The sequence below is a fragment of the Salana multivorans genome, assembly GCF_003751805.1.
In the GTDB taxonomy this organism is placed as follows: domain Bacteria; phylum Actinomycetota; class Actinomycetes; order Actinomycetales; family Beutenbergiaceae; genus Salana; species Salana multivorans.
Genome location: NZ_RKHQ01000002.1, coordinates 982,059 through 1,004,706 on the forward strand (window position 1 = coordinate 982,059; position 22,648 = coordinate 1,004,706).

Below are 22,648 nucleotides of genomic sequence, written 5' to 3' on the forward strand. Positions count from 1 at the left end.
CGCTACCCAGAAGTATCGGACGCGCCAGTGGTCACGACCGGCACTCGCGGACCGAGCAGAAGTACATCGCGGGCCCGGCGGGGAAAGCCTTCGGTATGTGCCCGGCCAGCCACCCACGGTTGGAGCTGCGGCTCGGCTACAGCACGTTCGCCGGGATCCAGTGCGTCAGGTGAAGGGGCTCTCGTTGAACAAGCGAATCCTGTACCCGAGTCTCTCGGTCCTCGCCCTCACGCTCGCGTGGGCCGTGCAGCGGACGTGGGACATGGCGGCCATCTGCCTCGTCGCCGGTGTCGTCGTCGTGGGCATCGTGTGGTTCGGCGAGAGGTCGGCCGCCCGTACCCGCGCCAGAACGGAGGCGGCGGCGCCCTCGACTCCGCCGCCCGGCGGCCCCGGTCTCCCGCCTCGGGCGCCCGACCAGCGGTAGTCGACCGGTGCTCGCCGACGCGCAACCCGCCACGGGCGTAGCCCCGTCGGACGCCACGGCGGCGGGCACCGCGTCGGCGTAGTAGAGAGGAAAACATGGACAAGGGTCTCGTCCGCGCGATCATCGCGACTCTCGTGATCGCGCTCCTGAACGCCGTGCAGTCCCGATGGGACATGGCGGGGGCCAGCCTCGCGGGCGGCGGTGCCGCCAGCGCCCTCATGTGGTGGGGGAACGTGTCGGCGGCCCGGTCGCGTCGCAGGCTCGCGGGGGCGGAGTCGTCGGGGATGGCACCCAGCGGCTCGACCCGCCCGGGCACGTCGTCACCACACGCCGCGTCCCCACCCGTCGACCCGCCGGCGACACCACCTCAGGACCCCGACCTGCGGTAGCCCTCACGCCCCTCCACGACGTGCTGCCGGGCCGCCAGCCGCCCCAGGGCTGCCCGGGTCTCCGCCACCGTGAACCCGGCCGCCCGGGCCACGGCGTCGAGCCGGACGGCCCGACGCGTCGGCAGGGCATCCCACACCCGTCGCTCGCGCTCGCTCAGCCCCGGCGCGTCCCCCAGCCGGCCGACGTCCGGCTCCGGCACCAGCGCGCTCGCCGCGACGGGACCGAGCAGCTCGCGCACCTCGTCCGCGTCCCCGACGCACACGGCCTGCCCCTCCCGGATGAGCCGATGACACCCGGCCGACGCGGCCGACGTCACCGGGCCCGGCACCGCGCCGACCGGTCGCATCAGCTCGGCTGCGTGGTTCGCGGTCGACAGCGTTCCCGACCGCCACGCCGCCTCGACGACGACGCACCCGGCCGCGAGCGCCGCGATCAGCCGGTTGCGCGTGAGGAACCGGAACCGCGTCGGGGTGCAACCGGGCGGAACCTCGGCGACGACGCAACCCTCCCGTGCGACCCGTCGCAGCAGGCCGCCGTTGGCGGCCGGGTAGAACCGGTCGAGCCCGCCGGCCATGACGGCGACGGTCGACCCACCGGCCGCGAGGGTCACGCGGTGCGCGACCGCATCGATCCCGAACGCTCCACCCGACACGACGACCCGCCCCTCGGCGGCGAGCGCCGCGACGAGGTCCGCCGCGACGTGCTCGCCGTAGGAGGTGCTCGCCCTCGCACCGACGACGGCGACACCCCCCACGCGCGCCGCCGAGAGGAGCGAGGGATCACCCCGCACCCACAGGCAGTGCGGCTCCGCTCCGCCGAGGTCGAACAGCGACGCCGGCCATCGCGGGTCACCCCGGTGCAGCACGATCCCGCCGAGCGTGCGGATCAGCTCGACGTCCCGCGCCGGGTCGAGCTCACCGACGCGGGTGCGCCACCGCTCGACAGCGGCGTCGAGATGTGGCTCGCCCAGATGCTCGCCCCCGAGGACGAGCTCGAGCGCCGGTGCCGCCCCGAGCGCCGCGACCACCTCCCCGGCTGCGCGGTCGCCCGGCTCGACGAGCCGCGACCAGGCGGCCGCCACGAGGACGGGGTCGTCGCGGTCGAACGGCACGAACGCCGCCCCGGACCACGCCCGCCCGCTACCCATGACTCCCTCGCATCCGGAGCGTCATGGCCTGACCGACGTCGTCCACCCCGGGCTCATCCCGCCCGGCCAGGTCCGCGATGGTCCACGCGACCCGGTGCACCCGATCGGCGCCGCGCAGGGTGAGCAACCCGTGCTCGACCGCCCACACCAGGTCGGCCCGGGCCTGCGGGGACAACGGGTGCGTCTTGCGCAGCCACGCGCCGGGGACCGCCGCGTTGGTCGACCAGGGCCGATCGCGCCACCGTTGCCGCATCCGTCGCCTCGCCGCCAGGACCCGGGAGGCGATCGTCGCGCTGGACTCCCCGCCCTCGACCGACAGGGACGCCGCGCGCGTCTGGGGCACCTCGACCTGGAGGTCGACCCGGTCCAGCAGCGGCCCGGACAGGCGACCCAGGTAGCGCCGACGCTGGACCGAGGAGCAGGAGCACTCCTCGCCCTTCCCCGCCGCGTGGCCGCAGGGACACGGGTTCGCGGCGAGGACGAGCTGGAACCGCGCCGGGTAGCTCGCGGACCCGAGCGCGCGGTCGAGCGTGAGCGTCCCGTTCTCCAGCGGCTGGCGCAGCGTGTCGAGCACGCGCGGACTGAACTCGGGTGCCTCGTCCAGCGCCAGCACCCCCAGGTGGGCCCGGCTCGCGGCGCCGGGGCGAGGCACGCCCGACCCGCCGCCGACGATCGCGGCCGCACTCGCCGTGTGGTGCGGCGCCTCGTACGGCGGACGGACGATGAGGCCGCGGGAGGGGTCGAACGTGCCGGCGACCGAGTGCAGCGACGTCACCTCGACGGCCTCCGCCTCGGTCAGGTCGGGCAGGATCCCCGGCAGCCGCGCGGCGAGCATCGTCTTGCCGGTCCCCGGCGGGCCGACGAGGAACAGGTGGTGTGCTCCGGCCGCGGCGACCTCGAGGGCGAACCGCGCCTGGTCCTGCCCGACCACGTCGGCCAGGTCGAGCGCGGCTCCCGGCAGCGCGGCACCCGCCTCCGCGGCGGGCGCACCACCGGCGACGGCGCGCTCCACCGGCTGGAGTCGCGGCACGGTCACCTCCGCGCCGTACCGCTCCAGGAGCTCCGCCAGATGGCCGACCCCGAGCACCTGCGCACCGGGCACGAGCGACGCCTCGGCGACGTCGGCCAGCGGGACGACGACGCGGGGGCACCCGGCCCGGACGGCCGCGTGCACCATCGGCAGCACGCCCCTGACCGGGTGGACGCGGCCGTCGAGTCCGAGCTCGCCGAGGTGCACGACGCCGCGCGGCCGAGCGGGTGCGGCGTCCGCCCCGGCGAGCACCGCGACCGCGACCGCGAGGTCGAACGACGACCCGGCCTTCGGCAGCTCCGCCGGCCAGAGGTTCACCGTGACCCGCCGCTGCGGGAACGTGATCCCGCACGAGTGCACCGCGGCGCGCACGCGCTCGCGGGACTCCGAGAGCGCCCGGTCCGGGCGACCGACGAGCGTGAAGGCCGGCAGGCCCGCGGCCACGTGGGCCTCGACCTCGACGACGTCCCCCACCAGCCCGCGCAGCGCGATCGCGGAGGTCCGACCGAGGCCCATCAGCCGGCGCCCCGGACGTGGACCAGGCGGGGCTCCGACCCGTCGGGCCAGAGGATGCCGAGCACGTCGATCCGCACGTCGCTCGGACCGCCACCGCGGCCACGCGCGCGGCCCCCGGTCCCCTGCGCCTCGCTCGACCCGGCCTCGTCGGCGCGCGCCAGCCACTCCCCCGTCAGCAACCGGAGCCGCGCGAGCTTGCGCGGTGTCACCGCCGCGAGCGGGCCGCCGAGCACCATCGAGGAGCGCGTCTTCACCTCCAGCACGACGAGGCAGTCCCCGTCCCTGGCGACGACGTCGATCTCCCCGCGCTCGCCCCGCCAGTTGCGGGCGAGCACGGACCATCCCTGCTCCTGAGCCCAGGCGACGGCGAGGTCCTCCCCGCGCCGGCCGAGCGTGTCCTTCGCTGCCATGGCCACCTCCTCGGACCCACCATCGGGCACGGGAGGAGCAGGCCGCGCGGGGCCTGTGCACGGTCAGGAGAGGGCGTCGTCTCGCGACCGTGTGGACAGCGCTGGTCGGCGTCGGATCAACGGTCGCGGCGGCATGGGCCGGCCGTCGGAGCCAGGTCGTTCACCGGCTGATCAGGCGCGTCCGGTCGCGGGCGCGGGAGACGACGGTCGAGCCGGCGGATCGGTCAGCCGCGACGACGCGGCGGGCCGGCAGCGGCTCCAGAGCGCTTGGAAGGGCTCGGGTGAGGCTCAGGGAACCTGGAGGTCGGCCTTGGACAGCTCCTCGACGTTGACGTCCTTGAACGTCACGACGCGCACCTGCTTGACGAACCGCGCCGAGCGGTAGACGTCCCAGACCCACGCGTCGGCGAGGGAGAGCTCGAAGAACACCTCGCCGCCGGCCGAGCGCACCTGCAGGTCGACGTGGTTGGCGAGGTAGAAGCGGCGCTCGGTCTCGACCACGTAGGAGAACAGTCCGACGACGTCCCGGTACTCGCGGTAGAGCGCGAGCTCCATCTCGGTCTCGTAGTTCTCCAGGTCCTCTGCACTCACGAGACCATCATGCCGCGTTCGAGCGTCTCCTCCGAGTCGAGCCCGCCGGCCGGACCGAGCCCGGCGCCCGTCGGCGGCTCGGCGCCGACTGCCGAGCCGAGACCCGCCGACCCGACGCCGGGCAGCCGCCAGCTGCGCCGGTGCAGCCCGGACGGTCCGTGCTGCGCGAGCGCGGCGATGTGGCTCGGCGAGGCGTACCCCTTGTTCTCGTCCCACGCGTACCGCGGGTCCGCGGCGTGCGCCTCGCGCATCATCGCGTCCCGCTCGACCTTGGCGAGGATGCTCGCGGCGGCCACCCCGGTGCACGTCATGTCCGCCTTGATCCGGACGACGACGCGCGGCTCGTGCTCGGGCAGGATCGCCGGCCCCGCCGGGACCCGCTGCCCCGTCGGGATCGCCGGCCCCGCCGGGAACGACTGCCCAACCGAACCGTCCTCCAGCGCGGAGAACAGGTCGACGCGGCGCGTGAACCAGTCGTGGTTCCCGTCCAGCAGCAGGACGGCCGGGACCAGGCCGGCCGCGTGGATCGCGGCGAGCGCCCGCCGACCGGCGAGGGCGAGCGCGGCCATGATGCCGACGTCGTCGATCTCGGCGGCGCTCGCGTGCCCGACGGCGCAGGCGAGCGCCCACGACCGGATGGGCCGCACCAGCGCCTCGCGGCGGTGGCTGGGCAGCAGCTTGGAGTCGCGCAGCCCCGTCGGGACGCGGCGCACGAGATCGGACACGACGATGCCGACGCTCACCGGCCCGGCGAGACAGCCGCGGCCGACCTCGTCCATCGCCCCGACGACGACGTGCTCGCCGGAACCGTCCCGCGCCGCGGCGAGCTCGCGCTCCAGCCGACGGCTCGGCGGCGTCCCGGCGGTCACGGCGTCGGGTCGGGGACGTCGACGAAGGTCGCCCCCGGGTTGTGCAGCACCCCGAACCGGTCGAAGGGCCACAGGCGGACCTGCGCGACGCCGACGACTCCCTCCATCGGGACGAACCCGCCGCCGGGACCGCCCATGTGGGCGCGGGAGTCGCCCGAGTTGCCCCGGTTGTCCCCGAGCACCCACAGGTTGCCGTCCGGCACGACGACGTCGAACTCGGTGAGGCTGGGCGCGGCGCCGGGCATGACGTACGGCTCGTCCAGGGAGACGCCGTTGACGGTGATCCGGCCGGTCGGGTCGCAGCACACCACGTGGTCGCCCGGGAGCCCGATCACCCGCTTGATGAGGTGCGAGCCGGTGTTGGCCGGCAGGAGACCGACCCACTCGCCCGCCGTGACGAGCACGCGCTGGACGGGGTTCATCGTCTCCTGCGGGTCACGCAGCCAGTCGCCCGGGTCGACGAACACCACGATGTCGCCGCGGTGGAGGTCGAGAGGTCCCGGGACGAGCCGCGAGACGAGCACCCGGTCGCCCTTCACGAGCGTCGGCTCCATCGACTCGCTCGGGATGAAGAACGACTGGACGAGGAACGTCTTGATGAGCAGGGAGAGCACGAGCGCCGTGCCCAGCACGATGGCCGTCTCCCGCAGCGCGGACATCCGGCGGGGCGGCTTGCCGTCCGTCGCCCGGCGTCCCCGCCGCGTCTCGGCCGTCGGCGTCTGCCCGGAACCGGCCGCATCGCGTCCCGTGCCGGTCGCGCTCCCCTCGGCACCCGTCGCATCGCCGCCCGCGTCCGGACCCGCGCCGCCCGCGGCGTCGTCGGGAACGGCCGAGCCCGGCTCCTCGAGGTCGGTCAATGGTCCTCCTCGTGGGCCGGGCTCGGTGCGTCGGTGTGCGTGACGGGCCTGCGGTGACCGGGTCACCGCAGGGCTGAGGTCAGCGCTTCTCCTTGATCTTCGCAGCCTTGCCGCGGAGGTTGCGCAGGTAGTAGAGCTTGGCGCGGCGCACGTCGCCGCGGGTGACGACCTCGATGCGGTCGATCGTCGGGGTGTGCACGGGGAACACGCGCTCGACGCCGACGCCGAAGCTCACCTTGCGGATCGTGAAGGTCTCGCCGATGCCGCCACCCTGGCGGGCGATGACGACGCCCTGGAAGACCTGGACGCGGGAGCGGTTGCCCTCGACGACCTTGACGTGCACCTTGAGCGTGTCGCCGGCGCGGAACTCGGGGATGTCGGAGCGCAGCGAGGCTGCGTCGATCGCGTCGAGCGTGTTCATGTTGACTCCTCGTCGCGGGCCACAGGTCCACGCGATGATCTGGGCGCGTGCGCGCCCGTCGTTGGTTCGGGTGGGGTCCGCCCCCTGAGTCGACCCACCCCTGTGGCAGTGGACCGGAACGGCGCGAGACCCAGCGGACCAGTCTGCCACAGCCGCGGGGCCGGGTCGAACCGGCCCGCCCGGTCAGAACCGCCGGAGCATCACGACGTCGTCGTGCAGGTCGTCCCCGACGCGGTACGTCCGCGTCCCGACGGCGACGAACCCGTGCCGCAGGTACGCGCGCTGGGCCGGCGAGTTCCCGGCGTTCGTGCCGAGCCACACCCCCGTGAGGCCGCGTCCGTCGCGCGGCGCGACGGAGGCGAGCGTCGCCGTCATGAGCGCGTCGGCCGCACCCGTCCCGCGCAGTCGCGGGAGCAGGTAGAACTTCGAGAGCTCGACCAGCTCCTCCGGCGGCACCCCGACCTGCCGGACGTCCTCGCCCTGGGCGTCGCCGCGCAGCAGGAGGCTGAACCCGGACGGCGTGCCGTCGGCGTCGCGCAGGAGGAAGGTCGTGTGCGCCGGGTCGGACAGGTGGCGCTGCCACGCGCGCTCCGACAGGTGCTGCGCCACGTGCCGGCGCACGTCGCCGAGCACCGCGCCGTCCGGGCAGGCGAGCGGGAACGTGACCGCGGCGACGTCGGCGAGCACGGCCTCGCAGCCCAGCTCGGCGCGCTCGACGGTGAAGGGGCCGGCGAGCCGGCCGTCCCGCGCGACGACGACGCCGACGGACGCGAGCACCTCGCGGTCGTGCCCGTCCAGACGCGCGACGTCGAGCCGGCGCACGAGGTCGGGGCGGCGCTCGGCGGTCCGCCGCAGCGAGGCGTCCCGACGCCAGCGCCGGATCGCCGCGTGGTGCCCGGACAGGAGGACGTGCGGCACCGCGCGTCCGTTCCACTCGGCCGGGCGTGTGTAGACCGGGTACTCCAGCAGGGGCTCGGACGCATCGCCGAACGACTCCTCGACCACCGACTCCGGGTTGCCGAGGACGCCCGGCAGCAGCCGGACCACGGCCTCGAGCAGGGCCATCGCCGCCACCTCGCCGCCGTTGAGGACGAAGTCGCCGAGGGAGAACTCGACCACCTCGCTCACCCGGGGGTGCTCCCGCAGCTCCTCGACGACGCGGGCGTCGATGCCCTCGTACCGTCCGCACAGCACCAGGCCGCGCACCCGCGGCACCCCGTCGCGACCAGCGGCGTCGTCGCGGTTCCGCCCGGCCTCCGGACCGCCGTCACCGTCAGGACCGCCAGCGCCATCGGTGCCGTCACCGCCGTCACCAGGGAGGCCGCCGAGGCCGTCGGGTCCGACGCGGTCGGCCGGCTCCGTCTCGCGGTGGTCCCCCCGCAGCCCCCCGAGCTCCACCGCGAGCCGGGCCGCGACGGCCTGCGTCAGCGGGGTGCCCGACGGGGTCGGCACGAGCACCACGAGGTCGCGCGGGTCGTCGGCGACGACGGCCTCGACCGCCTCGAACCAGACGTCCGGCTTCATCACCATGCCGGCGCCGCCGCCGAGCGGGGCGTCGTCGACGGTGCGGTGACGGTCGTGGGCGTGCTCGCGCAGGTCGTGCACGCGCAGGTCGACCAGGCCCGAGACGCGAGCCTTGCCGATGAGCGAGAGCTCGAGCGGCGCCAGGTACTCCGGGAAGATCGTGACGACGTCGACGCGGGGCGCGACGGTCGTGGTGCCCGCGCTCACGCCTGTCCCTCCGGCTCCCCCGGTCCCTCGTCCGGTCCGCCGGGCGGCACCACCTCGGGCTCGCCGGGCTCGTCCTGGAGCAGTCCACCGGGCGCGTCGAGCACGAGCGTGCCGCCCGCGACGTCGACCTCGGGGACGATGGCCGCGACGAACGGCACGAGCGTCCGGGCGCCGGACGGCTCGCGCACGACGAGCAGGTGGTGCGCCGGGGAGTCCTCGACCGCGACGACCGCACCGAGCACGCGCCCGTCGAGCGAGCGCGCCTCGAGGCCGACGAGGTCGTCGGGGTACCAGGCGTCCTCCTCCTCGACCGCCGGGGCGAGCAGGAGGAGACCGGTGAGCGCCTCGGCGTCCGCGCGGTCGGTGACCTGGTCGAAGGCGATGAGCTGGGCGGCACCCGACGTCCGGCGGCGGGCGATCGTCAGCTCACCGACCAGCTCGTCGTCCGTGACGACGCTGGTCCCGACGGCGAGCCGGCCGGGATCGTCGGTCCGGATCTCGAGCTTGACGTCGCCGCGCAGACCGTGCGCGGCGCCGAGCCTGGCGAGGACGACGAGACCGTCGGGAACTGGCACGGGAGCCTCCGGTTGGTGGACTTCACGGGTGGCGCGACCGGCGCGCCGCGCGGCGCCACCCAGGCTCCGCGCGGCCGAAACACCGCAGGGCCGTCCGGATGGGACGGCCCTGCGGCGGTGGATCGGTGAGGCTCAGCGGCGGTCGACGTCGACGACGTCGACCCGCACCGGGCCCTTGGCGAGCGCCCCGACGACGGTGCGCAGCGCCCGGGCGGTCCGACCGGACCGGCCGATGACCCGGCCGAGGTCGCTGGGGTGGACCCTCAGCTCCAGCAGGTCCCCGCGGCGCGCGGCGCGCGTGGAGACCCGGACCTCGTCCGGGTGGTCGACGATGCCCCGCACGAGGTGCTCGAGCGCGTCGGCGAGCACGATGCTCAGGCCTCGGTGCTCTCGGCCTCGTCGGCGGCTGCCTCGTCGGCCTCGGCCGGAGCGGCGGCAGCGGCCTCGGCGGCGGCCTTGTCGGCGGACGCCTTGGCCTTGAGCTTCTCGGCGTCGGCCTCGGCGGCGGCGACGGCGGCCTCAGCGGCGACGGAGACGGCGGCGGTGTCCTTGGTGCGCAGGGTGCCCTCGGCGCCCGGCTCACCCTTGAACTTCTGCCAGTCGCCCGTCACCTTGAGCAGCGCGAGGACCTGCTCGGTGGGCTGGGCGCCGACCGAGAGCCAGTACTGCGCGCGGTCGGAGACGATGTCGATGAGCGACGGCTCCTCGGTCGGGTGGTACTTCCCGATCTCCTCGATGACGCGACCGTCCCGCTTGGTGCGGGAGTCAGCGACGACGACGCGGTAGTACGGCGCACGGATCTTGCCCAGGCGCTTGAGGCGAATCTTGACGGCCACGGTGGTGGTTACTCCTAGGTTGGTGGTGAGCTGGCGCAGACGTGCGGGCGTGGGGCACCCACGATCTGCTGCTCGGGACACGTCGCACCGCGGAGAGAGGGCCGCAGGCGCCGGGTTCAACCGACCATTCTGCCAGACGGCGAGCGGTGCCCGTGACGCGCGTCGGCTGGCGCGCACCGGCGACCAGCGCCGGGACGCGCGCCGACGACGCGGGTCAGCGGCCGAGGAACTTCCCGAGCCCCTCGGGCAGGTCGAGCTTCGGCGGTGCGTCGGGGTCGGTGAGCCCGAACGCGCTGCCGGCGGCGGGCCGGACGCCGGACGACTCGGCCCGCTCCGCCGCCGCCCGCTCCTGCGCCGCCCGCTTGGCCGGGTTGCCGGAGCGGGACTTCTTGCCGCGCTGGGGCGGGGCCTGCATGCGGCCCTTGGACTTCTTGCCCATGCCGGGCATCGACCCCATGCCGAAGCCGCCGGGCACGCCGGGGGCTCCGCCGCCGCGAGCCATCGAGCGCATCATCGTCTTGGCCTGCTCGAACCGGTCGAGCAGCCCGTTGACCTCGGTCACGGTGACGCCGGACCCGCGCGCGATGCGCGAGCGGCGCGAGCCGTTGATGATCTTGGGGGTGCGGCGCTCCTCCGGCGTCATGGACCGGACGATCGCCTCGACGCGGTCGACCTCGCGCTCGTCGAAGTTCTCGAGCTGCTCGCGGATCTGCCCCATGCCGGGCAGCATGCCGAGCATCTTCTTCATCGACCCGAGCTGACGCATCTGCTGCATCTGCACGAGGAAGTCCTCGAGCGTGAAGTCGCCGTCGCCGGCGATCTTGGCCGCCATCTCGGCGGCCTGCTCCTCGTCGAACGCGCGCTCGGCCTGCTCGATGAGCGTCATGACGTCGCCCATGTCGAGGATGCGCGACGCCATCCGGTCGGCGTGGAAGCGCTCGAAGTCGCCGACCTTCTCGCCGGTCGAGGCGAACATGACCGGGACGCCGGTGATCGAGGCGACGGACAGCGCCGCACCACCGCGGGCGTCGCCGTCGAGCTTGGACAGCACGACGCCGGTGAAGCCGACGCCCTCGGCGAACGCGTTCGCCGTCGTGACGGCGTCCTGACCGATCATCGCGTCGATGACGAACAGGATCTCCTGCGGGTCGACCGCGTCGCGGATGTCCGCGGCCTGCTGCATCATCTCCGCGTCGACGCCGAGCCGGCCCGCGGTGTCGACGACGACGACGTCGTAGAAGGCGTCCCGGGCGTGCTGGACGCCGGTGCGCGCGACCTCGACCGGGTTCCCGACGCCGTTGCCGGGCTCGGGAGCCCACACCGCGACACCGGCGCCGTCGCCGACGATCTGGAGCTGCTGCACGGCATTGGGGCGCTGCAGGTCGGCGGCGACGAGCAGGGGCGTGTGGCCCTGCTCGCGCAGCCACTTGCCGAGCTTGCCGGCGAGCGTGGTCTTTCCGGCGCCCTGGAGGCCGGCGAGGAGGTAGACGGTCGGGCCGCGCTTGGCGAACCGGAGGTCCCGCGTGTGGCCGCCGAGGATCCGGGTCAGCTCCTCGTGGACGATCTTGACGATCTGCTGCGCGGGGTTGAGCACCTTGGACAGCTCGGCCTGCTCCGCGCGCTCGCGCACCGTCGCCGTGAAGTCCCGCACGACCGGGAGCGCGACGTCGGCATCGAGCAGCGCGCGGCGGATCTCACCGATGGACGCGGCGATGTCGGCGTCGGACAGGCGGCCCTTCCCCCGCAGGGAGGAGAGGGCCTGGGTGATGCGGTCGGACAGGCTGGCGAACACTCAGACCTCGTTCGTTGACGGTTCCGGCGACCGGGAGACGGCACGACCGCCGGGCAGCGCGTGCATGGGGCGAGGTTCAGGGTATCGCGAGCGCCGCGCGCGACCGCCGCGTGAGCGTGTCGACGAGCCCGGCCCGCCACGGTGTCCAGGCCGTCGGTCCCGCGGCGCGGGAGTCGGCCTCGGTGAGCAGTCGCAGCAGCTCCAGCAGGTCGGCGCGGCCCCCGAGCGCCTCGACGACGGTGCCGGCCGTCGCCGGATCCTCCGGGTCGGCCCTCGTCGCCAGCTCGGCCAGCAGGAGGTGGTGCCGCACGAGCAGCTCGACGTCCTCGGCCGGCTCGCGGGGAACGCCGAGCCGCGGCAGCAGCTCCCGGACGATCGCCGCGCCAGCGGCGCAGTGGTCCGTCTCCCCCGCGACCTTCCCGATGTCGTGGAACAGCGCGGCGAGCAGGAGGGTGTCCCGGCCGGACGGGACCGGCCCGGTCGCCGGGTCCACCGACATCGCCGGGCCCACCGACATCTCCGAGGCGTTCGCGGCCGTCTCGACGAGGTGGCGGTCGACGGTGAACACGTGGAACGGGTTGCGCTGCTGGCGGTTGCGCACGTCCCGCCACGGCGGGAACCAGCGGGTGACGACGCCGGCGAGGTCGAGCGCCTCCCACACGGGAAGCTGCGCGCGGCCGGACCCGAGCAGCGTCAGCAGGTCGCGGAGCGCGGGGTCCGGCCACGGCTGCCGCGGGGCCGGGGCCTCGGCGAGCGCCGTGACCGTCACGGGCGACAGGGGCAGCCCGGTGGTCGCCGCCGTGGCGGCCGCGCGCAGGGACAGCAGCCGGTCCTCGCCCGGCCGGGCGTCGGCGGCCAGCACGATCTCGCCGTCGTGCTCGACGAGGCCGTCGGCGAGGCTGCGCAGCCGGGGCGCCTCGCGCCGACCGCGGACGAGGAACGGCCGCGCCACCGCGAGCGGCGAGCGCCGTGCGGCCTTGCGCGCCCGGCGGGTCGTGACGTCGAGCGTGTAGGAGACGGTGCGAGCCGCCTCCGCGAGCGAGGCCGCCAGCTCGTCCCGGTCGGGGTAGCCGAGCCGTCGGGCCACGGCGTCCGCGTCGACCTGGAGCAGCCGGGCGCCCGGACGTCCCGTCTCGAGCGCGACGGCGTCGCGGACCGTGAGGAGGTGGTCGGCGGCGCGGTCGAAGGGGCCGTGCGGCCGGTCGGCGAGCCAGGTCGCCACCAGCGCCTCGGTCACGACGGCGTCCCGGATGCCGCCCCGCGCCTCCTTCAGGTCCGGCTCGAGGAGGTAGGCGAGGTCGCCGCTGCGCTCGGCACGCTCGGCGACGGAGTCGAGCAGCTCGGGCAGCCGCCGCCTGGCCGCCCCGCGCCAGTCGGCGAGCAGCGCGGAGCGGGCGTCGACGACGAGGTCGCGGTCGCCGGCGACCGGGCGCAGGTCGAGCAGGCCGACGGCGGCGACGAGGTCGGCCGAGGCGACCCGGCGGCACTGCGCGAGCGTGCGGACGGAGTGGTCGAGGGCGAGCCCGGCGTCCCAGATCGGGTACCACAGGGCCCTGGCCAGCTCCTCGACCTGCGCCTCGCTCAGCGAGCGGCCGTCGTGGACCAGGAGGCAGTCCAGGTCGCTCGTCGGGCCGGCGTCGCGCCGCCCCTGGGAGCCGACGACGCCGAGGGCGACCCCGGTGTCGGGCACGCCCCCGACCGATCGGGTCGCCTCGGCCCAGAGCGTCTGGAGCGCCCCGTCGACCAGCTCCGCCAGCCGGTGCCGGTGCTCGCGGCCGGTGCGCATGTCGGCCGCCGACCCGGAGGCGCGATCGGGGCCGGGGCGGGTGGCGCGGACGCGGGCGTCGAGCTCGAGACGCAGACGGGGAAGGTCCCGCACACCCGGGTGCGGGACCTCCCCCGTCGATCGTGTCGACGACACCACCTGCTGCGCCGGTGGACGGTCGGTCACGGTGACCTCCGGATCACAGCGCCCCGGCGCCGTGCTCACCGGTGCGGACGCGGACGACGTCGTCGACCGGCACGACCCACACCTTGCCGTCGCCGATCTTCCCCGACGTCGCGGCCTGGACGATGGCGTCGACCACCGTCGCGGCGGTCTCGGCGGCCACGAGGACCTCGAGCCGGACCTTCGGGATGAGATCGACGGTGTACTCGGCGCCCCGGTAGACCTCGGTGTGACCGTGCTGGCGGCCGTAGCCGCTCGCCTCGCTCACGGTCATGCCCCGGACTCCGGCCGCCTCGAGGGCGGACTTCACGTCGTCGAGCCGGTGCGGCTGGATGACTGCGGTGACGAGCTTCATCTCACTTACCCTCCGTTGCGAAGCGACCGGCCGCGATGCCCTCGTAGGCGGACTCGCCGTGCTCGGTCAGGTCGATGCCGCTGATCTCGCTCTCCTCGGTGATCCGCCAGCCGACCGTCGCCTTGATGGCGATGGCGACGAGCCACGTGATGACACCGGAGAAGACGAGCGCGACCAGCGCGATGATGACCTGGATGGCGAGCTGCTCGAAGCCGCCGAAGCCCAGGTGGCCGTCGGAGAAGAACACGGAGCCGTCGACGGCGAGGAAGCCGATGAGGACGGTCCCGACGAGCCCGCCGACCAGGTGGACGCCGACGACGTCGAGCGAGTCGTCGAAGCCGAGCCGGTACTTCAGGCCGACGGCGTAGGCGCAGGCGACACCGGCGATCGCGCCGAGGACGAGCGAGCCGACCGGGTTGAGCGCACCGGCCGCCGGCGTGATCGCGACGAGACCGGCGACGACCCCGGACGCGGCGCCGAGCGACGTGGCGTGACCGTCACGGATCCGTTCGACGGCGAGCCAGCCGAGGATCGCGGCGGCGGTCGCGGCCGTCGTGTTGACCCACGCCCAGCCGGCGAGCCCGTCGGCCGCGAAGGCCGAGCCGGCGTTGAACCCGAACCAGCCGAACCACAGGAGGCCGGCCCCGAGCATCGTGAGCGTCAGGTTGTGCGGCTTCATCGGGACCCGGCCGAACCCGCGGCGCTTGCCGATGACGAGCGCGAGGACCAGCGCGGCGATGCCGGCGTTGATGTGGACGACGGTGCCGCCGGCGAAGTCGATGGGCGCCGTGTTCGCGACGCCGTCGGCGTCGACCCCGAACAGCGCGGCCGCGATGGAGCCCTCGGCCCCGGAGAGCAGGCCGCCGCCCCAGACCATGTGGGCCATCGGGAAGTAGGCCAGCGTCACCCAGATGCCGGCGAAGATCATCCAGGCGGAGAACTTGACGCGCTCGGCGAGCGCACCGGAGATGAGGGCGGTCGTGATGATGGCGAACGTCACCTGGAAGGCGATGTCGATGATCTGCGGGTAGGCGCCGAGGCCCTCGATCCACTCCCCACCCGCGTCGTAGATGACCCCCGAGAGGCCGAAGCTCTCGAAGGGGTTGTTGAAGATGCCCCCGACACTCTGGGTGCCGTACGACATCGACCATCCCCACAGGATGTAGATGACGCCGACGATCCCCATGACGCCGAAGGACATCATCATCATGTTGAGCACGGACTTGGCTCGGGACATGCCTCCGTAGAAGAGCGCCAGTCCCGGCGTCATCAGCAGTACCAGGGAGGATGCCGTGAGCATCCATGCCGCGTTTCCGCTGTCCCACTCCATGCGGGATACCTCCTCGTCTACCCGGGCCGGCCGATGCGGCCGCCGGTGGAACGAGAATCACGGCGCGCGGTTTCGAGCAGCCCCTCCGTGGATTTCCGGGACGTCACGATCGCGAGTCGGGACGTCGCGCGCGTGAACGTCGCGTTGCGGGCGCGTCACACGGGGCGGACGACGCGGCGCCTACGGCGCCGTCAGCACCTCGCGCAGCCTCGGCTCGGCTGCGAGGTAGCCGTCGAGCAGGCGCCGGCCGAGCTCGGGCGAGCTGACCAGCGGGTGCTCGGCGAACGCGCGCCACGCCAGCTCGCGGGAGCCGGTCCGCGCGGCCTCGATGGCGAGGCGCTCGCACGCCTTCACGCCGGCGACCAGCCCGAGCTGCGCCAGCGACAGCTCCGCGTGCGGGCCGGCCGGTCGCGCGCCACCGGCGTCGACGCGGGCCGACACCTCGATGACGGCGTCGTCCGGGAGCGCCGGGACGACGCCGTCGTTCGCGAGGTTGAGGATCATCCACGCGGGGTCGCCGCCCAGGAGCGCCGCCATGAGGTCGACCGCGACCTCGTGGTAGCCGCCGCCCTGCCGATCGCCCTTCTCGTCGCGCCCGAGGTCGGTGTGCTCCCGGGTCCTGGCGTCGGCCATGTAGGTGTTCTCGCGCTCCGCGAGCGCCGCACGCCATCGCCGCGCCGCCCCGACCCCCGGTCCGGCGGCGAAGAACTCCCCCTGCTGGCGGGCGAGGTAGGCGGCGCGGCCCTCGTCGTGCCCGGCCGGTCCGTCGCCGCCCTCGTGGCTCCCGGCCGGTCCGTCAGGCGCCTCTCGCTCGTAGTAGTGCAGGTACTCCCCCGGCAGGCAGCCGATCGCGCGAAGCCACGCGACGTCGTAGAGCGCGGCCTCGTCGAGCCGGAGCAGCGCCTCGTCGCTCGCGAGCAGCGCCGGCAGGTGGTCGGTGCCGTCGTGGACGAGCGAGCGCAGCCAGCCGAGGTGGTTGAGCCCGAGGTAGTCCCCCGTCGCGCCGCGCTCGGGCAGTCCCGCCGCCCTGGCCGCGCTGCGCACCAGCCCGATGGGCGTGTCGCAGATCCCGACGACGCGGTCGCCGAGCCGCGCGCGCATCGCCTCGGTCACGAGGCCGGCCGGGTTGGTGAAGTTGACGACCCACGCCTGCGGTGCCGCCTGGGCGACGACGGACGCGATCGCGTCGACCACGGGCACGGTCCGCATCGCGTAGGCGAGCCCGCCCGGGCCGACGGTCTCCTGGCCGAGCAGCCCGAGGTCGCGCGCCACCCGCTCGTCGTCCACCCGGCCCCGCGTGCCACCGACGCGGATCGCCGAGAACACGATGGCGGCGTCGGCGACGGCCGCGCGCAGGTCGCGCTCGACGCGGACCCGCGGCGCGTCGGACCCGCCGGCGCGTCCCGCCACCTGCTCGGCCACCACGGCCCGGATGACCGCGAGCCGCTCGGCGTCGACGTCGTGGAGCACGATCTCGTCGATGTCGACGCGGTCGCGGGCTCGCGAGACCGCGTCGACGACCAGCGGGACGCGGAACCCTCCGCCGCCAAGGATCGTCAGTCGCATGGGTCCAACGCTATCCGGCCGCGCCCGCACGGCGGAGCCCGGCGCGGACGTCGCGGGATGACAGACTCACGGCCATGACCGACGAGCCCGAGCTGGATCTCCTCCTCGCGGGGACCGTGTTCTTCGACATCGTGTTCACGGGGTTCCCCCACCTGCCGCGACCGGGGACCGAGGTGTGGGTCGACGGCATGGGAACGGCGCCCGGCGGCATCGCCAACCTCGCGGTCGCGGCGGCGCGGCTGGGTCTGCGGACGTCGGTCGCCTCGGGCTTCGGCGACGACCTGTACGCGGACTGGCTCTGGTCGGTGCTGCGCGACCAGGAGCGGATCGACCTGCGCTACTCCCAGCGCCACCACGGCGAGCACACGCCCGTCACCGTCGCGCTCAACTATGACGACGACCGGGCGTTCGTCACGCACGGGCACCCGTGGCCGACGTCGGTCGCGCAGATGCTCCGGACGACGCCGCGCACGCGCGCCGTGCTCGTCGACATCGGCGACGAGACGGTCCGCGAGGAGGACTGGTGGCGCCGGTGCGCCGCCGACGGCGCGCTCGTGTTCGCCTCGGCCGGGTGGGACTCGGCGCAGCAGTGGGACCGCCGCATCCTCGACGCGCTCGCCGGGTGCCACGCGTTCATCCCGAACGCCGGCGAGGCGATGGGCTACACGCGGACCGACAGCGTCGACGCCGCCGTCGACGCCCTCGCCGAGCGCGTGCCGCTGGCGATCGTCACGTGCGGGCGGGACGGCGTCACGGCCGTCGACGGCACGACCGGCGAGCGGGCGAGCGTCCCCGCCGTCCCGGTGGCGCCGATCGACACCACCGGCGCGGGCGACGTGTTCGCCGCCGCGATCGTGCTCGGCACGCTGTCCGGCTGGCCCCTCGACCAGCGGCTGCGGTTCGCCTCGCTCTGCTCGGCGCTCGCCATCACCCAGGTCGGCGGCTCGCTCGCTGCGCCCGGCTGGGGCGACGTCGCGGACTGGTGGCGCGAGCGCCAGACGGCCGCGCGGGAGGGCGACCCGGTCGCCCTCGACCTCGTGACGCGCTACGGGTTCCTCGCGGACTGCCTGCCGAGCGTCGACGCGCCGCGGGTCCGGCGCGCCGAGGCGACCATCGCGCGGTTCTCCGACGCGGGCTGAACCGACGAGCACCGGCACCCCGGCGAGCACCGGCTCGACGCCCGCTGCGGGCCGAGCGGTCGCCGACTCCTAGGACGACGGCGGAAGCTGCTCGACGAGACCGACCAGGTTCCCCTCGCTGTCGCGGATGAACGCCTGCCACTCCCGGGTGCCGGTGGGGCCGAGGCGATCGTCGGCGTGCTCGAAGATGACGTGCGGCTCGCCCTCGATCGGGACGCCGGCCGCCCGCAGCTCCTCGACCAGCTCCCGGAGCCGCGCGACGCGGAGGTAGACCAGGGCGGACGGCGCTCCCCGGTCCAGCAGGAGCCGCGTCCCGCCGAGGTCGAAGAACAGCAGGCCGGGCGGGTCGAACCGTCCGGTCGGCCCCGTCCCGAGCAGGTCGGTGTAGAACCTCTCCGCTCGGTCGAGGTCGTCGGCGTGCTGGGCGATCTGCACCAGGTCCATCGTCGCTCCTCCCGCCGGTCGTCGGTCAGCCGAGGAGCGCGTCGACGAAGGTCTCGGGGTCGAACGGCGCGAGGTCGTCCGGTCCCTCGCCGAGGCCGACGAGCTTGACCGGGATGCCCAGCTCCCGCTGGACGGCGACGACGATGCCGCCCTTGGCCGAGCCGTCGAGCTTCGTCAGCACGATCCCGGTGAGCTGCGCGACCTCGGCGAACACGCGCGCCTGACGCAGGCCGTTCTGACCCGTGGTGGCGTCGAGCACGAGGAGCGACTCGGCCACGGGGGCCCGCTTCGTCACGACGCGGGTGATCTTCCCCAGCTCGTCCATGAGGCCGGACTTGTTCTGCAACCGGCCGGCCGTGTCGACGATGACGACGTCGACGCCGTCCCGCGCGCCGCGCAGCACGGCGTCGTGGGCGACGCTCGCGGGGTCGGCGCCCTCGCGGTCCGAGCGCACGACGTCGACCCCGACCCGCTCGCCCCACGTCTGGAGCTGGTCGGCCGCCGCGGCGCGGAACGTGTCCGCCGCACCGAGCAGGACCGTCTTGTCCTCCGCGACGAGGAGCCGGGCGAGCTTGCCGGCCGTCGTCGTCTTGCCGGTCCCGTTGACGCCGACCATGAGGAACGTCGCCGGGAAGTAGACGACGGAGTCGGGGTCCTCGGCGCTGCCGCCGAGCACGTGCCGCTGCGTGTGCAGCGTGCGGTCCATCGTCGGGTCGACCTCGGCGAGCAGCAGCTCGCGCAGGATCGACCGCACCTGCGCCGGGTCCTTCGTCCCGTCGACCCGGATCCGGGTGCGCAGCTCCGTGAGGATGCGCGTGGTCGGGTCGATGCCGAGGTCGGCCTGGAGCAGCGTCTCCTCCAGCTCCTCCCACGCGGCCTCGTCGAGGTGGTCGCGCCCCAGCACGGCCAGCAGCGCCTGCCCGAGCGCGCCCGAGCGGGCGAGCCGGGCGCGCAGCCGGACGAGCCGGCTCGCGACGTTCTCCGGCTTCTGGATCGCGCCGTGCGGGTGGGTGATGACGACGCCGTCGATGGCGCCGGGATCGGCGGGCTCACCCGTGCTGGGCGGGAAGGCCGGGATCTCGCCGCCGGTCTGGGCGTCGCCCGGCCCGACCTCCCCGGCGCCGCGCCGCGAGCGCCTCGCGAGCACGAGCCCGACGACCACGACGACGAGCACCGCGACGGCGAGGATGATCCAGACGGTCGTGTCCATCCCCTCAGTCTGCCCCAGTCCGCGCGATGGGATCGGTGCCGGACGCTCCGTAGCCCGTGAGTGGCCGCCCCCGAAAGACAGGTAGTACGCGGACGGTTTCAGGTAGTCCCACGGCCAAGTGCCGCCAGAACCGCACCGACACTGGAAGTCCTCGGGGCATCTCACCCCGGGTGTTCTTTTGTTCCGAAGAGGGGGACTCACCTGATGGACATGACAACTCGCGGGCGCCAACGCGCCTGGCGACGGCCTGTGGCGATGGCAGCGACCGGACTCGTCGCCGCGGCGGGAGCGCTGACGCTCGCGGCGACGCCCGCCGCCGCCGCGACCAACGTGCCGATGGGGCTGCTGCAGCCCATCGAGACGGGCTTCGTCGTCAACGGCGACGTGCTGACCTTCGGGAACGGCCTGCTCGTCTGCGCCCAGCCGAACCCGTCCCTGCCCCAGCTCGCGTGCCCGAGAATGCACAACGGCACCGACGGCAACAACGGCTACGTCATGAACTACGTCGACGTCGACGACGACCCGACGACGTTCAACTCGAGCAGCTCGACCGTGACGATCCCGGCTGGCGCCACCGTCGCCAAGGCGTGGCTGTTCTGGTCAGCCGACGGCTTCGACCCCGAGACCGGCGGAACCGCCGAGAACGCTCAGTGCGGCGGCGGTGCGTCCGCCGACCCGAGCTACCAGCTCCCACGGACGCCCGCCTCGATCGACGACGTGGTGGCGTCCGACCCGCAGGTGTCGATCGACGGCGGGGCCTACGCCTCCGCCGGCCTGGCCGACTACATCGCCGAGGTGCCCGCGAACAACCGCGAGCACAGCATCCGGACCCACGGCGCCGTCGAGATCACGGACGTCCTCGGCGGGCTCGGCGGCGGTACCCACACCATCACCGTCGGCAACGTCGCGGGCTCCCAGGGCATCTCGTGCGCCGCCGGCTGGGCGATCCACCTCGCCTACGACCACGGCTCGTTCGACCCGGGTGACATGGACACCGCCGCACGCAAGGTCTACACCTCCTTCGGCATCGACACGGGACGCTGGGCTGACCAGCGCCAGACGCCGCTCGTCTTCGACGGCTTCAAGACGACGACCCCCGGCGCGCGCGTCCTGGTCACCGCGACCGAGGGTGACAACTCCGACGGCCCCGGCTTCAACGAGGACTTCCTCGTCGCGAGCTGGGACGGCGGCTCCGCCAACGTCGCCAACGCGCTGGGCCAGACCGTCAACGTGTTCCGCTCGCACGCCGAGAACAACGTCTCGTTCTACCCCGGGGTGGACACGGCCGACTTCTTCAACGGGAGCCAGGACACCTTCACGAGCACCATCGCCGGGGTCCCGGCGGGCACCACGTCGATCGCGCTCCTGTTCCGGTCGGCCGGCTACGAGGGCTTCAACCCCGAGGCGGTCACCCTCGCGGTCCCGGTCGGTGCCGTGATGATCGACAAGACAGCCCCCGACGGCAACGACGGGCAGGTCCTCGTCCCCGGTGGCACGCCGGCCTACAACATCGCCGTCACCAACGCCGGCGCCGTGCCGCTGCAGAACGTCGTCGTGAGCGACCCGCTCGCACTGGCGTGCTCGGTCGACGGCACGCCGCTGACCCTCACCGACGACGGCTTCGTCGTCGGAAGCCTCCCGGTGCAGGGCGAGGTGCTCCTGGAGTGCACAGGCGAGCCCGTCGCCTCCGGCGACGACAACTTCGTCAACACCGCGACCGTCACCGGCGAGGACCCGACCGGCGACCCGGTCGAGCCGGACAGCGACGACTCCGCGGTGTTCATCGGCGAGATCGAGCTGACGAAGACCGTGTCGCAGCCGGTGGTGCCGATCGGCGGCGACGTGACGTGGGACATCGTCGTCGGCAACGTCGGCCAGACCCCCATCAGGGACGTCGAGCTGACGGACGAGGACTGCACCGGCACGCTCGAGGGTCCGACGGGCCCCGGGAGCGACACGGGCACGCTGGCCCCGGGCGACACCTGGGCCTACGCCTGCACCGAGCCGCTCGAGGAGGGCAAGGTCAACCACGCCTCCGTCACCGGCACGCCGTTCGTCGTCGTGGACGGCGAGGAGGTCACGGGACCGCAGGTCGCCGACGAGGACGACGCCGAGGCGTCCGTCGCCGGGCTCGCCCTCAAGAAGTACACGAACGGCGAGGACGCCGACGAGCCGACCGGTCCCTACGTACCCGTCGGCGACGAGGTGGTGTGGACCTACCAGGTCACCAACGTCGGCGAGGTGGACCTCTACGACGTCGTCGTGACCGACGACCAGGGCGTCGTCGTCCCCGTGACGCCGACCTCCGGCGACACGGACGAGGACGGCGTGCTCGACGTCGGCGAGGTCCGGGTCTTCTCCGCCACCGGCACGGCGACCGCCGGGCAGTACGCGAACATCGGGACGGCGACGGCCGCCTTCGACGACGACCTCGACCCCGAGACGCCGCCGGTCCCGCTCGCCCCGGTGGACGACCCGTCGCACTACTTCGGCTCGGCTCCGGCGATCGACCTCGTGAAGACGCCGGACCGCACGACGGCCGCCCCGGGCGACCTCGTCACCTACACCTTCGTGGCGACGAACACGGGCAACGTCGAGCTGACCGACGTCGTCATCAGCGAGGAGTCCTTCACCGGCGGTGGGACGGTCTCCGACCTGACCTGCGCGCCCGCCCAGCCCGCCGTCCTCGCGCCGGGTGCGTCGATGACCTGCACCGCGACGTACACGGTGCAGGCCGGTGATCCCGCGACCATCGACAACGTCGCAGTCGTGACGGGTGAGCCGCCGGTCGGTCCGCCGGTGACCGACCGGGACGACGCGAGGGTCACCACGCCTCCGCCCGCGGCACCCTCGTCGCCCTCAGCCCCGGCCACCCCCTCGTCGCCCTCCGTGCAGCTCCCTCGCACGGGTGCCGCGATCGGGCTCGCCGGACTGGGTGCTCTGATCCTGGTCGCCGGTGGCGTCACTGCCCTCACAGTGCGCCGCCGAACCAGCTGATCGAGTGCCCGACACCGTGAGGCCGGACCCTAGGGGGGGTCCGGCCTCACGGCCGTTCCGGGGCGGGGAC

General features: G+C 74.2%; 22 protein-coding genes. 4 read left to right on the forward strand and 18 right to left on the reverse strand.

Going from position 1 to position 22,648, the window contains the following annotated elements; genetic code table 11:
* The first annotated feature begins 184 nt into the window (after nucleotides 1–184).
* Nucleotides 185–424, forward strand: a complete 240-nt coding sequence (locus EDD28_RS16575; protein ID WP_148059653.1) for a hypothetical protein — start codon at nucleotides 185–187, stop codon at nucleotides 422–424.
* 95 nt (nucleotides 425–519) lie between these two features.
* Nucleotides 520–813 carry a hypothetical protein gene (locus EDD28_RS16580; protein ID WP_123740806.1) on the forward strand — a complete coding sequence of 98 codons (294 nt, stop codon included), beginning with the start codon at nucleotides 520–522 and terminating at the stop codon, nucleotides 811–813.
* On the opposite strand, the gene dprA is transcribed toward EDD28_RS16580, so the two are convergent.
* The 16 genes from dprA to EDD28_RS16660 form a co-directional block, all read right to left on the reverse strand.
* Nucleotides 792–1,961 (reverse strand): DNA-processing protein DprA, encoded by a 1,170-nt coding sequence (gene dprA / locus EDD28_RS16585; RefSeq protein WP_123740807.1) that lies wholly within the window; start codon nucleotides 1,959–1,961, stop codon nucleotides 792–794. The genes EDD28_RS16580 and dprA overlap by 22 nt on opposite strands.
* On the reverse strand, nucleotides 1,954–3,507 hold the full coding sequence (locus tag EDD28_RS16590; protein ID WP_123740808.1) for a YifB family Mg chelatase-like AAA ATPase: 1,554 nt from the start codon (nucleotides 3,505–3,507) through the stop codon (nucleotides 1,954–1,956). Before EDD28_RS16590 ends, dprA begins: the two co-directional genes overlap by 8 nt.
* The gene (locus EDD28_RS16595; RefSeq protein ID WP_123740809.1) at nucleotides 3,507–3,917 is read right to left on the reverse strand and encodes a YraN family protein; all 411 of its coding nucleotides are present in this window, start codon (nucleotides 3,915–3,917) and stop codon (nucleotides 3,507–3,509) included. Before EDD28_RS16595 ends, EDD28_RS16590 begins: the two co-directional genes overlap by 1 nt.
* Before the next feature lie 288 nt (nucleotides 3,918–4,205).
* A complete protein-coding gene (locus EDD28_RS16600; protein WP_123740810.1) occupies nucleotides 4,206–4,508 on the reverse strand; it encodes a DUF2469 domain-containing protein in 303 nt (100 codons plus the stop codon).
* Complete coding sequence (locus EDD28_RS16605) at nucleotides 4,505–5,377, reverse strand: ribonuclease HII (RefSeq protein WP_342769951.1); 873 nt, start codon at nucleotides 5,375–5,377, stop codon at nucleotides 4,505–4,507. Before EDD28_RS16605 ends, EDD28_RS16600 begins: the two co-directional genes overlap by 4 nt.
* Complete coding sequence (gene lepB, locus EDD28_RS16610; protein WP_245968137.1) at nucleotides 5,374–6,234, reverse strand: signal peptidase I; 861 nt, start codon at nucleotides 6,232–6,234, stop codon at nucleotides 5,374–5,376. The genes EDD28_RS16605 and lepB overlap by 4 nt, the downstream gene beginning before the upstream one ends.
* A 79-nt stretch (nucleotides 6,235–6,313) precedes the next feature.
* Entirely contained in the window at nucleotides 6,314–6,655 is a 342-nt protein-coding gene (rplS, locus tag EDD28_RS16615) for a 50S ribosomal protein L19 (protein WP_123740811.1), read from the reverse strand.
* 183 nt (nucleotides 6,656–6,838) lie between these two features.
* The gene (locus EDD28_RS16620; RefSeq protein ID WP_123740812.1) at nucleotides 6,839–8,386 is read right to left on the reverse strand and encodes a tRNA (guanosine(37)-N1)-methyltransferase TrmD; all 1,548 of its coding nucleotides are present in this window, start codon (nucleotides 8,384–8,386) and stop codon (nucleotides 6,839–6,841) included.
* Nucleotides 8,383–8,961, reverse strand: a complete 579-nt coding sequence (rimM, locus tag EDD28_RS16625; protein WP_123740813.1) for a ribosome maturation factor RimM — start codon at nucleotides 8,959–8,961, stop codon at nucleotides 8,383–8,385. The genes EDD28_RS16620 and rimM overlap by 4 nt, the downstream gene beginning before the upstream one ends.
* Nucleotides 8,962–9,093: 132 nt before the next feature.
* On the reverse strand, nucleotides 9,094–9,330 hold the full coding sequence (locus tag EDD28_RS16630) for an RNA-binding protein (RefSeq protein ID WP_123740814.1): 237 nt from the start codon (nucleotides 9,328–9,330) through the stop codon (nucleotides 9,094–9,096).
* A gap of 5 nt (nucleotides 9,331–9,335) precedes the next feature.
* Nucleotides 9,336–9,797, reverse strand: coding sequence for a 30S ribosomal protein S16 (gene rpsP, locus EDD28_RS16635; RefSeq protein WP_123740815.1), 462 nt, complete (start codon nucleotides 9,795–9,797; stop codon nucleotides 9,336–9,338).
* A gap of 214 nt (nucleotides 9,798–10,011) precedes the next feature.
* A complete protein-coding gene (gene ffh, locus EDD28_RS16640; RefSeq protein WP_123740816.1) occupies nucleotides 10,012–11,589 on the reverse strand; it encodes a signal recognition particle protein in 1,578 nt (525 codons plus the stop codon).
* Nucleotides 11,590–11,665: 76 nt separating this feature from the next.
* Complete coding sequence (locus EDD28_RS16645; RefSeq protein ID WP_123741001.1) at nucleotides 11,666–13,540, reverse strand: [protein-PII] uridylyltransferase family protein; 1,875 nt, start codon at nucleotides 13,538–13,540, stop codon at nucleotides 11,666–11,668.
* A 13-nt stretch (nucleotides 13,541–13,553) separates the two neighbouring features.
* The gene (locus tag EDD28_RS16650; RefSeq protein ID WP_123740817.1) at nucleotides 13,554–13,892 is read right to left on the reverse strand and encodes a P-II family nitrogen regulator; all 339 of its coding nucleotides are present in this window, start codon (nucleotides 13,890–13,892) and stop codon (nucleotides 13,554–13,556) included.
* A 1-nt stretch (nucleotide 13,893) separates the two neighbouring features.
* Nucleotides 13,894–15,222 carry an ammonium transporter gene (locus EDD28_RS16655; RefSeq protein WP_123740818.1) on the reverse strand — a complete coding sequence of 443 codons (1,329 nt, stop codon included), beginning with the start codon at nucleotides 15,220–15,222 and terminating at the stop codon, nucleotides 13,894–13,896.
* Between the two features lie 180 nt (nucleotides 15,223–15,402).
* Nucleotides 15,403–16,788 carry a family 4 glycosyl hydrolase gene (locus EDD28_RS16660; RefSeq protein WP_123740819.1) on the reverse strand — a complete coding sequence of 462 codons (1,386 nt, stop codon included), beginning with the start codon at nucleotides 16,786–16,788 and terminating at the stop codon, nucleotides 15,403–15,405.
* A 74-nt stretch (nucleotides 16,789–16,862) separates the two neighbouring features.
* On the opposite strand from EDD28_RS16660, the gene EDD28_RS16665 reads away from it, so the two are divergent.
* Complete coding sequence (locus EDD28_RS16665) at nucleotides 16,863–17,927, forward strand: carbohydrate kinase family protein (protein WP_123740820.1); 1,065 nt, start codon at nucleotides 16,863–16,865, stop codon at nucleotides 17,925–17,927.
* Nucleotides 17,928–17,996: 69 nt separating this feature from the next.
* Here the strand turns inward: EDD28_RS16665 and EDD28_RS16670 are convergent, their stop codons facing one another.
* Entirely contained in the window at nucleotides 17,997–18,371 is a 375-nt protein-coding gene (locus EDD28_RS16670) for a VOC family protein (RefSeq protein ID WP_123740821.1), read from the reverse strand.
* Nucleotides 18,372–18,396: 25 nt separating this feature from the next.
* Entirely contained in the window at nucleotides 18,397–19,581 is a 1,185-nt protein-coding gene (gene ftsY / locus EDD28_RS16675; RefSeq protein ID WP_123740822.1) for a signal recognition particle-docking protein FtsY, read from the reverse strand.
* Nucleotides 19,582–19,836: 255 nt separating this feature from the next.
* Here ftsY and EDD28_RS16680 point away from each other — a divergent pair, with 255 nt between their 5' ends.
* A complete protein-coding gene (locus EDD28_RS16680) occupies nucleotides 19,837–22,578 on the forward strand; it encodes a DUF7507 domain-containing protein (RefSeq protein ID WP_170169531.1) in 2,742 nt (913 codons plus the stop codon).
* Nucleotides 22,579–22,648 lie beyond the last annotated feature (70 nt).

Coding starts and splice junctions, on each gene's coding strand:
- EDD28_RS16580 (WP_123740806.1), top strand. CDS start 520: ATGGACAAGGGTCTCGTCCGCGCGATCATCGCGACTCTCGTGATCGCG.
- dprA (WP_123740807.1), bottom strand. CDS start 1,961: ATGGGTAGCGGGCGGGCGTGGTCCGGGGCGGCGTTCGTGCCGTTCGAC.
- EDD28_RS16590 (WP_123740808.1), bottom strand. CDS start 3,507: ATGGGCCTCGGTCGGACCTCCGCGATCGCGCTGCGCGGGCTGGTGGGG.
- EDD28_RS16595 (WP_123740809.1), bottom strand. CDS start 3,917: ATGGCAGCGAAGGACACGCTCGGCCGGCGCGGGGAGGACCTCGCCGTC.
- rplS (WP_123740811.1), bottom strand. CDS start 6,655: ATGAACACGCTCGACGCGATCGACGCAGCCTCGCTGCGCTCCGACATC.
- EDD28_RS16650 (WP_123740817.1), bottom strand. CDS start 13,892: ATGAAGCTCGTCACCGCAGTCATCCAGCCGCACCGGCTCGACGACGTG.
- EDD28_RS16655 (WP_123740818.1), bottom strand. CDS start 15,222: ATGGAGTGGGACAGCGGAAACGCGGCATGGATGCTCACGGCATCCTCC.
- EDD28_RS16660 (WP_123740819.1), bottom strand. CDS start 16,788: ATGCGACTGACGATCCTTGGCGGCGGAGGGTTCCGCGTCCCGCTGGTC.
- EDD28_RS16665 (WP_123740820.1), top strand. CDS start 16,863: ATGACCGACGAGCCCGAGCTGGATCTCCTCCTCGCGGGGACCGTGTTC.
- EDD28_RS16670 (WP_123740821.1), bottom strand. CDS start 18,371: ATGGACCTGGTGCAGATCGCCCAGCACGCCGACGACCTCGACCGAGCG.
- ftsY (WP_123740822.1), bottom strand. CDS start 19,581: ATGGACACGACCGTCTGGATCATCCTCGCCGTCGCGGTGCTCGTCGTC.
- EDD28_RS16680 (WP_170169531.1), top strand. CDS start 19,837: ATGGCAGCGACCGGACTCGTCGCCGCGGCGGGAGCGCTGACGCTCGCG.